The following is a 9,224-nucleotide window of genomic DNA, read 5'->3' on the forward strand; positions in this document are numbered from 1 at the left end:
TGGGAACGATCAGGTGTCAGACGTTCTGCCGATCACCTTTGGGGTCAAAGAACACCGAAGACACAATCTCGGCCTCGATCACGCTGCCATCCGCTTGCGGCGAGAACACCCGCTCGCCGATGCGCTTCAAGCCGCCCTTCACCACACCCATGGCAAACGAATAGCCCAGGGAGTTATGCGCATAACTTGAGGTAACGTGACCCACCATCTTCATCGGAATCGTCTGCTTCGGATCGAACACCAACTGCGCGCCTTCCGGCAGCCACACGTTCGGGTCAATCGGCTTGAGCCCCACCAACTGCTTGCGTTCTTCACGCACGCAGTCTTCACGGTTCATCCCGCGCCAGCCGATCCACGAGAACGGCTTGGTACGGCCGACGCACCAGCCCATGTTCAGGTCGTCCGGGGTCATCGAACCGTCGGTGTCTTGCCCGACGATGATGAAGCCCTTCTCGGCGCGCAGGACGTGCATGGTCTCGGTGCCGTACGGGGTCAGGTTGTACTTTTTGCCGGCCTCGACGATTTTTTCCAGCACGCCCATGGCGTAGTCGGCCTGCACGTTGACTTCGTACGACAGCTCACCGGTAAACGAGATACGGAACACCCGCGCCGGCACGCCGCCCACCAGGCCTTCCTTCCAGGTCATGAACGGGAAGCCGTCCTTGTCCAGGTCGATGTCGGTGACTTCCGCCAGCAGCTTGCGGCTGTTGGGGCCCGACAAGGTCATGGTTGCCCAATGGTCGGTGACCGAGGTGAAGTACACCTTGAGGTCCGGCCATTCGGTCTGTTGGTAGATTTCCAGCCACTGCAACACGCGGGCGGCGCCGCCAGTGGTGGTGGTCATCAGGAAGTGGTTGTCGGCCAGACAGGCAGTCACGCCGTCGTCGAAGACCATGCCATCTTCCTTGCACATCAGGCCGTAGCGCGCCTTGCCCACGTCGAGCTTGGTCCAGGCGTTGCTGTAGATACGGTTGAGGAACTCGCGGGCATCCGGGCCTTGAATGTCGATCTTGCCGAGGGTGGAGGCGTCCAGCAGGCCGACGCTGTCACGCACCGCCAGGCATTCGCGCTTCACCGCGGCGTGCAGGTCTTCACCGTTGCGCGGGAAATACCATGGGCGTTTCCACTGGCCGACGTCTTCAAACTCGGCGCCGTTCTTCACGTGCCAGGCTTGCAGCGCGGTGTAGCGTACCGGTTCGAAAATGTGCCCACAGTGACGGCCCGCTACGGCGCCGAACGTGACCGGCGTGTAGTTGGGACGGAACATGGTGGTGCCCATCTGCGGGATGGTCACGTTCAGCGAACGGGCCGCGATGGCCAGGCCGTTGACGTTACCCAGCTTGCCCTGGTCGGTGCCAAAGCCCAGCGCGGTGTAGCGTTTGACGTGCTCCACCGACTCGAAACCTTCGCGGGTGGCCAGTTCGATGGCGGCGGCGGTCACGTCGTTTTGCAGGTCGACAAATTGCTTGGGCGCCCGTGCAGTGGCTTTTTCGTGGGGCACCTGGAACAGTGCCAGGGTTGGCTCTTCAAGACGGCTCAAGGCTTTTGGCAGCGTGCCTTCAACCGGGGCAAAACCGGCTTCGCTGGCCGCACGCACACCACCTTCAAAGCCATCGGCGAGGGAATCGCCAAGGCCGTAGACGCCGTTGATGCCACCGACGCACACGCGCTTTTGCGGTGCTTCGCCCGGTACAAACCCGAGGATATCTTCACGCCAGGTCGGCTTGCCGCCCAGGTGCGAGGCCAGGTGCACCACCGGGCTGTAACCGCCGGAGCTGGCGACCAGGTCGCAGTCCAGCCACTCGCCGGGGCTGGTGACTTTATGCGCTTTAACATCAATGGCCGCTACGCGGGCGCCAGTGACGTGCTTACTGCCACGGGCTTCGATCACGGCGCTGCCGGTGAGGATGCGAATACCTTTGGCACGAGCTTCTTCCACCAGTGCACCGCGTGGGTTGTGGCGCGCATCGGCCACCGCGACAACGGTGAGGCCCGCATCGAACCAATCCAGCGCTACGCGATAGGCATGGTCATTGTTGGTCGACAGCAGCAGTTTTTTACCCGGTGCCACGCCATAACGACGCACGTAGGTAGACACCGCACCTGCGAGCATATTGCCCGGCACATCGTTGTTGCCGTACACCAGCGGACGCTCGCACGCACCGGTGGCCAGCACCACACGCTTGGCACGTACGCGGTGGATACGCTGACGCACCACGCCAATCGGCGCACGGTCACCCAGGTGGTCGGTCAGGCGTTCGTGAATGGTCAGGAAGTTATGGTCGTGGTAGCCGTTGACGGTGGCGCGGGGCAGCAGCACCACGTCCGGCAGGGCTTTCAATTCGGCAATGACGCTGGCGACCCATTCAGTGGCCGGCTTGCCGTCGAGGCTTTCACGGGAGTCGAGCAGCGAGCCACCGAACTCTTCCTGCTCGTCGGCGATGATCACCCGAGCACCGCTGCGCGCAGCGGCCAGCGCAGCCGCGAGGCCCGCAGGGCCTGCGCCCACCACCAGCACGTCGCAATGACGGTTGAAGTTGTCATAGGTGTCCGGGTCGTTCTCGGTGGGCGAGCGACCAAGGCCCGCCGCCTTGCGGATGTACTTCTCGTAGGTCATCCAGAACGATTGCGGGTACATGAAGGTTTTGTAGTAGAAACCCGGCGGCATCAGCTTGCCGCCGACCTTGCCGAGAATCCCCATCATGTCGTTGTTCACGCTCGGCCAGCCGTTGGTGCTGGTAGCAACCAAGCCCTGGTACAGCGCCTGTTGGGTGGCGCGCACGTTGGGGATCTGCGTGGCTTCGGTGGCGCCGATCTGCAGCACCGCGTTCGGCTCTTCGGCGCCCGCGGCAAAGATGCCCCGTGGGCGCGAATATTTGAAGCTGCGGCCAATGATGTCGACACCGTTGGCCAGCAGGGCTGCGGCCAGGGTGTCGCCTTCAAAGCCCTTGTAGCTCTGACCGTTGAACGTAAACGTCAGGACTTTATTACGGTCGATGCGGCCACCGTTGGACAGGCGATTGATCTGGCTCATACCTTCTCTCCAGAGGCCTTGGCGGTGAACTGAGGCTTCTCACCGATCTTGTAGGTTTCAAGAATTTCGTAGGTCACAGTGTCGCGGGTGGCGTTGAAATACTGGCGGCAACCGGCGGCATGGATCCACAGTTCGTGGTGCAGGCCGCGCGGGTTATCGCGAAAGAACATGTAGTCGCCCCACTGCTCGTCGGTGCAGGCATTCGGGTCTAGCGGGCGCGGGATGTGCGCTTGGCCGGACGCGTGGAATTCCTCTTCGGAGCGCAGTTCGCCACAGTGAGGACAGAAGATATGCAACATAGGGAATTTCTCCTGTTAGTGGGCGACGGCCGCAGCGCCGTGTTCGTCGATCAACGCACCGTTGTGGAAACGGTCGATGGAAAAAGGTGCGGCCAGTGGGTGCATTTCACCCTTGGCCAGGCTGGCGGCAAACACGTTGCCTGAGCCTGGGGTGGCCTTGAAGCCGCCCGTACCCCAACCGCAGTTGAAGAGCATGTTCGGTACCGGGGTCTTGGAGATGATCGGGCAGGCATCCGGCGTGGTGTCGACGATGCCGCCCCACTGGCGGTTCATGCGCACCCGTGACAGCACCGGGAACATCTCGACGATGGCCTGGATGGTGTGCTCGATCACCGGGTACGAACCGCGCTGGCCGTAACCGTTGTAGCCGTCGATACCGGCGCCGATCACCAGGTCGCCCTTGTCGGACTGGCTGATATAACCGTGCACGGCGTTGGACATGATCACGCTGTCGATAATCGGCTTGATCGGCTCCGACACCAGGGCTTGCAGCGGGTGGGATTCGATCGGCAGGCGGAAGCCCGCCAGCGAAGCCATGTGCCCGGAATTACCGGCAGTCACCACACCGACACGCTTGGCGCCGATAAAGCCCTTGTTGGTTTCCACGCCGATGCACACGCCGTTTTCCTTGCGGAACCCGATCACTTCGGTCTGCTGGATCAGGTCCACGCCCAAGGCATCGGCAGCACGGGCAAAGCCCCAGGCCACGGCATCGTGACGGGCCACGCCGCCGCGACGTTGCACGGTGGCGCCGAGCACCGGGTAGCGGGTGTTCTTCGAGCAATCCAGGTACGGAATCTCGTCGGCCACTTGCTGGGCATTCAGCAGCTCGCCGTCCACACCGTTGAGGCGGTTGGCGCTCACGCGGCGTTCGGAATCACGGATGTCCTGCAGGGTGTGGCACAGGTTGTACACGCCACGCTGGGAGAACATCACGTTGTAGTTCAGGTCCTGGGACAAACCTTCCCAGAGTTTCATAGCGTGTTCATACAGGTGCGCCGACTCGTCCCACAGGTAGTTGGAACGCACGATGGTGGTGTTGCGCGCGGTGTTACCGCCGCCCAGCCAGCCTTTCTCGACCACCGCCACGTTGGTGATGCCGTGTTCCTTGGCCAGGTAGTAGGCGGTCGCCAGACCATGCCCGCCGCCGCCGACGATCACTACGTCGTAGACCTTTTTCGGGGTCGGCGTGCGCCACATCTTCTGCCAGTTTTCGTGATGGCTGAGGGAGTGCTTGAAGAGGCCGAAGCCTGAGTAGCGTTGCATAGTCATTACTCCAAAACCGCGCTCAGCGATAAACCGGGAAATCAGCGCACAGGGCAGACACGTGCTTGGCCACGTTGGCCTCGACATCGGCGTCGCCGAGGTTGTCGAGGATGTCGCAGATCCAGCCGGCCAGCTCAACGCACTGCGGCACTTTGAAGCCACGGGTGGTCACCGCCGGGGTACCGATGCGCAGGCCCGAGGTCACGAACGGCGACTGCGGGTCATTCGGCACCGCGTTCTTGTTGACGGTGATGTGGGCGCGCCCCAGGGCGGCGTCCGCCTCTTTGCCGGTGAGGCCCTGGCGGATCAGGCTGACCAGGAACAGGTGGTTGTCGGTGCCGCCGGAGACCACGTCGTAGCCACGCTTGATGAACACTTCGGCCATGGCCTGGGCGTTATCGATCACTTGCTGCTGGTACGCCTTGAAGCCGGGCTCCAGCGCTTCCTTGAAGCACACGGCCTTGCCGGCGATCACGTGCATCAGCGGGCCGCCCTGGGCGCCGGGGAATACCGCAGCGTTGAGTTTCTTTTCGATTTCTTCGTTGGCCTTGGCCAGAATCAGGCCGCCCCGTGGACCGCGCAGGGTCTTGTGGGTGGTGGTGGTGACCACGTCGGCATAAGGCAGCGGGTTGGGGTACAGGCCGGCGGCGACCAGGCCGGCAACGTGGGCCATGTCGACGAACAACAGCGCGCCTACTTTGTCGGCGATCTGACGAAAGCGTGGGAAATCCAGGGTTTTGGAGTAGGCCGAGAAACCCGCCACCACCATCTTCGGCTTATGCTCGACCGCCAGGCGCTCGACTTCGTCGTAGTCGATCAAGCCGGTGTCGGTGTTGATGCCGTATTGCACCGCGTTGTACAGCTTGCCCGAGGACGACACTTTAGCGCCGTGGGTCAGGTGACCGCCGTGGGCCAGGCTCATGCCCAGAATGGTGTCGCCGGCATTGATCAGCGCCAGGTACACGGCGCTGTTGGCCGAGGAACCGGAGTGCGGCTGCACGTTGGCGTAATCGGCGCCGAACAGCTGCTTGGCGCGTTCGATGGCCAGGGCTTCGACCTTGTCCACATGCTCGCAGCCACCATAGTAGCGCTTGCCCGGGTAGCCTTCGGCGTATTTGTTGGTGAGGCCGCTGCCTTGCGCTTCCATCACGCGCTTGCTGGTGTAGTTCTCCGACGCGATCAGCTCGATATGATCTTCCTGGCGCTGCTCCTCGGCATTCATCGCCGCCAGCAGTGCGTCGTCATATCCCTGAATCTGGTCTTGTTTGCTGAACATCGCGTCTCTCCCAGCCTTTCGTATTGTTGAGGCCCTCGCAGGGCCCTTTGATGCGATGGTAGGGCTGGCGCGTGCGGGCCAAATGCCTGCGCACGCCACGCAAAGGTGCGTTTACGACATGGGCTGAAGAATGTGCAAAAGCTTGTGTGGGAGCTGGCTTGCCTGCGATCGCATCGCTGCGGTGCAACGGGCAGACCGAGGTGTCTGCATCGCAGGCAAGCCAGCTCCCACAGGGGTTAGGCGATGAGTTTGCGAACGAGTAGCAACAGAAGAAAATGCATGGGATACAGGGCATAGGCCCAGCGTCGCATGGCCGGGGGTTTGGCGTTTTTGCCGTGTCGCAATAAGACCAACCCAGCCAGCGGCGCACTCAGACATGTAGCCAACCCCAACAGCGCCACAAGCGTGCCGCTATTGAGCAGAATCTGCCACTGATTGGCGGCGACGCAGACCAAACCCGGCAGCACGCTGAAATACCAGGGCCGTCGAAACACCAGCAATAACGCCAGTGGCAGCAATACACCAAAGAAACCGAACATCAAATGCTGTGAAAACACGGCTGCCATTGTAGCGGCGATCAGCGCCAATCCTCGATCAACCAACGCCTTTTGCTGCCAACCTCGGGCAACCAGCAGGCCCAGCGCCAGGGTCGGCAACACGTTCAAGGTATCAGCATCTTCGATAAACATCCGATAAGGCACTTCGCTGATCACGCTGAACAGCAGCAACCAACCCAAGTAGCGCCAATGGCCGGTCACCGGGGCGTAACGGACGCGATGCAAATTGGCCGCAATCGCCAGGCAGAACCATGGAAACGCCAGGCGCCCCGGCACGTATAGCCCATCCAGGCTCAGCCCCACATAGCGCAGGTGATCAAGCACCATACTCAGCAGCGCCAGCCACTTGAGCAGATCCAAAGCGCCATCTCGGACAGGTCCGACAGGCAGGGTGTGAGTACCGTGCATAATTCCCCAACGACTTTGCATTTACAGTGCGTGCGCGCCCCCGGCAATCTTGGGTAAAGTGCGCACCAACATCGACCACAGGAACGGGCCATGACCGACAAGAGCCAACAATTCGCCAGTGACAACTATTCCGGCATCTGCCCGGAAGCCTGGGCCGCCATGGAACAAGCCAACCAGGGCCATCAGCGCGCCTACGGCGATGATGAATGGACCCACCGCGCCGCCGACGGTTTCCGCAATCTGTTCGAGACCGACTGCGAGGTGTTCTTCGCTTTCAACGGTACGGCCGCCAACTCCCTGGCGCTGTCCTCGTTGTGCCAGAGCTACCATAGCGTGATTTGCTCGGAAACCGCCCACGTCGAGACCGACGAATGCGGCGCGCCGGAGTTTTTCTCCAACGGCTCCAAACTGCTGGTTGCCCGCACCGAAAACGGCAAGCTGACCCCGGAATCGATCCGCGAGATCGCCCTCAAGCGCCAGGACATCCACTACCCCAAACCCCGCGTAGTCACCCTGACCCAGGCCACCGAAGTCGGCAGCGTGTACACCCCGGAAGAAATCCGCGCCATCAGCGCTACCTGTAAAGAGCTGGGCCTGAACCTGCACATGGACGGCGCACGCTTCGCCAATGCCTGTGCATTCCTGGGTTGCTCACCGGCCGACCTGACCTGGAAAGCCGGCGTGGACGTGCTGTGCTTTGGCGGCACCAAAAACGGCATGGCCGTGGGTGAAGCCATCCTGTTCTTCAATCACAAACTGGCTGAAGACTTTGACTACCGCTGCAAACAGGCCGGCCAGTTGGCCTCGAAAATGCGCTTCCTCTCGGCCCCGTGGGTGGGCCTGCTGGAAAACGACGCCTGGCTCAAACATGCACGCCATGCCAACCACTGTGCACAACTGCTCAGCAGCCTAGTGGCAGATATTCCCGGCGTGGAATTGATGTTCCCGGTACAGGCCAACGGCGTATTCCTGCAACTCTCGGAGCCCGCGATTGCAGCGCTGACCGCCAAGGGCTGGCGCTTCTACACCTTCATCGGCAAAGGCGGTGCGCGTTTCATGTGTGCGTGGGATACCGAGGAAGAGCGTGTAAGGGAATTGGCTGCCGATATTCGGGAAGTAATGAACGCTTAACGTACGAATTCGGCCAGTTGGTACTGGCCGATTGCCGAGACTGTTTTTTGATATTTCTGACCGCTACGTAGCTCGCTTTCATTGTCTAGCCTCTTGTTACCCGCAAGGAAAACGCAGCGATAACTGCCACCTTTCGGGTTTCACCGCCAGCCGAATAATCGGCCGCAAAGGCACATCAATGGAGAGGTTTCTCATGGAATATCAAAGCAATGGCAACACACTGCAAAGCGGCGGCAGCACTAGCACCACGGTCATAGACTGGGACGAGTTCAGGAAACACGCCAAAATCGGGGACACCATTCAAGAGCCATCACGGACGTTGACCATCTACGACAAAGCCTACGAATTGACAAACTCAGGCCAGCACTTCGTTGTCCATATCTACGCCCAATAACTGTTAACGCCTAAGCGCCGCGTCGCAGATTCATGGCCTGCGACGCGACGCTGAATCATGATCGCTCCTGCGCTCCGCGTGGGAATGCCTCCTCGGACGCTCCGCGCCCACCCGAAATCAAGGATGAACACGTGGGCAGAAGCCGCTATGTCATCACCGAACCCGAAAAACCCCACTTCCTCACCTGCACTGTCATGGAATGGCTCCCCCTCTTCACCCGCAACTACCTGGTGGACCATCTTCTGGATTGCTGGCGATATCAACAAAGCAACCACGCTTTAAACTTGTTTGGTTACGTCATCTTGGAAAATCACTTGCACTTTATTGCTCAAGCGCCCGATCTGGGAAAGTGCGTCAGCCAATTCAAATCCTTCACCGCCCGCACCATCATTGACGACCTGCAAAGCAAAGGCGCGGAGCGGGTATTGCAGCGCCTGCGTTTCTGCAAGCGTGCACACAAGACAGATCGTGTTTATCAACTGTGGCAGGAAGGTTCACATGCGGAATTGGTTTACAGCGAGGCAGTCATGCGCCAGAAGCTTGATTACATCCATCACAACCCCATAAAGCGAGGCTATGTGGACCTGGCTGAACACTGGCGTTACTCCAGCGCCCGCAACTATGCAGGTATGCCAGGCCTGATCGACATCCAACCTTGGCTCTGAAGATCCGCGTCACCCTTCATTTGCGACGGGACGCGGAGCGTCCTGGAAGGTGTTACCACGCAGAGCGTGGGAACGAGCATGTAGCCTTCTGCCGGGAAGATCGTTCCCGCGCTCCGCGTGGGAATGCAGCCCGTGACGCTCCGCGTCACCCTTCATTTGCGACGGGACGCGGAGCGTCCTGGAAGGTGTTACCA

The 9,224-nt window shown here is 60.8% G+C and carries 8 protein-coding genes; 3 read left to right on the forward strand and 5 right to left on the reverse strand.

What is annotated here, in order from left to right:
- Window positions 1–16: 16 nt before the first annotated feature.
- The 5 genes from QK296_RS10310 to QK296_RS10330 form a co-directional block, all read right to left on the reverse strand.
- On the reverse strand, window positions 17–3,034 hold the full coding sequence (locus tag QK296_RS10310) for a sarcosine oxidase subunit alpha (RefSeq protein WP_192002872.1): 3,018 nt from the start codon (window positions 3,032–3,034) through the stop codon (window positions 17–19).
- The gene (locus tag QK296_RS10315; RefSeq protein WP_003194855.1) at window positions 3,031–3,333 is read right to left on the reverse strand and encodes a sarcosine oxidase subunit delta; all 303 of its coding nucleotides are present in this window, start codon (window positions 3,331–3,333) and stop codon (window positions 3,031–3,033) included. Before QK296_RS10315 ends, QK296_RS10310 begins: the two co-directional genes overlap by 4 nt.
- Window positions 3,334–3,348: 15 nt before the next feature.
- Entirely contained in the window at window positions 3,349–4,599 is a 1,251-nt protein-coding gene (locus QK296_RS10320; RefSeq protein ID WP_282390887.1) for a sarcosine oxidase subunit beta, read from the reverse strand.
- A gap of 22 nt (window positions 4,600–4,621) precedes the next feature.
- A complete protein-coding gene (gene glyA / locus QK296_RS10325; RefSeq protein ID WP_003194857.1) occupies window positions 4,622–5,875 on the reverse strand; it encodes a serine hydroxymethyltransferase in 1,254 nt (417 codons plus the stop codon).
- Between the two features lie 236 nt (window positions 5,876–6,111).
- Window positions 6,112–6,840 carry a TraX family protein gene (locus tag QK296_RS10330; protein WP_003194860.1) on the reverse strand — a complete coding sequence of 243 codons (729 nt, stop codon included), beginning with the start codon at window positions 6,838–6,840 and terminating at the stop codon, window positions 6,112–6,114.
- A 90-nt stretch (window positions 6,841–6,930) separates the two neighbouring features.
- Here QK296_RS10330 and QK296_RS10335 point away from each other — a divergent pair, with 90 nt between their 5' ends.
- The 3 genes from QK296_RS10335 to QK296_RS10345 all read left to right on the forward strand — a co-directional run bounded on the left by QK296_RS10335 (window position 6,931) and on the right by QK296_RS10345 (window position 9,030).
- Entirely contained in the window at window positions 6,931–7,971 is a 1,041-nt protein-coding gene (locus QK296_RS10335; protein WP_003194862.1) for a low specificity L-threonine aldolase, read from the forward strand.
- A gap of 193 nt (window positions 7,972–8,164) precedes the next feature.
- A complete protein-coding gene (locus tag QK296_RS10340; protein WP_003194864.1) occupies window positions 8,165–8,365 on the forward strand; it encodes a hypothetical protein in 201 nt (66 codons plus the stop codon).
- Window positions 8,366–8,496: 131 nt separating this feature from the next.
- Entirely contained in the window at window positions 8,497–9,030 is a 534-nt protein-coding gene (locus QK296_RS10345; protein WP_003194866.1) for a hypothetical protein, read from the forward strand.
- Window positions 9,031–9,224: the final 194 nt, after the last annotated feature.

It is taken from the genome of Pseudomonas sp. AL10 (assembly GCF_029960685.1).
GTDB classification, from domain to species: Bacteria; Pseudomonadota; Gammaproteobacteria; order Pseudomonadales; family Pseudomonadaceae; genus Aquipseudomonas; species Aquipseudomonas lactis.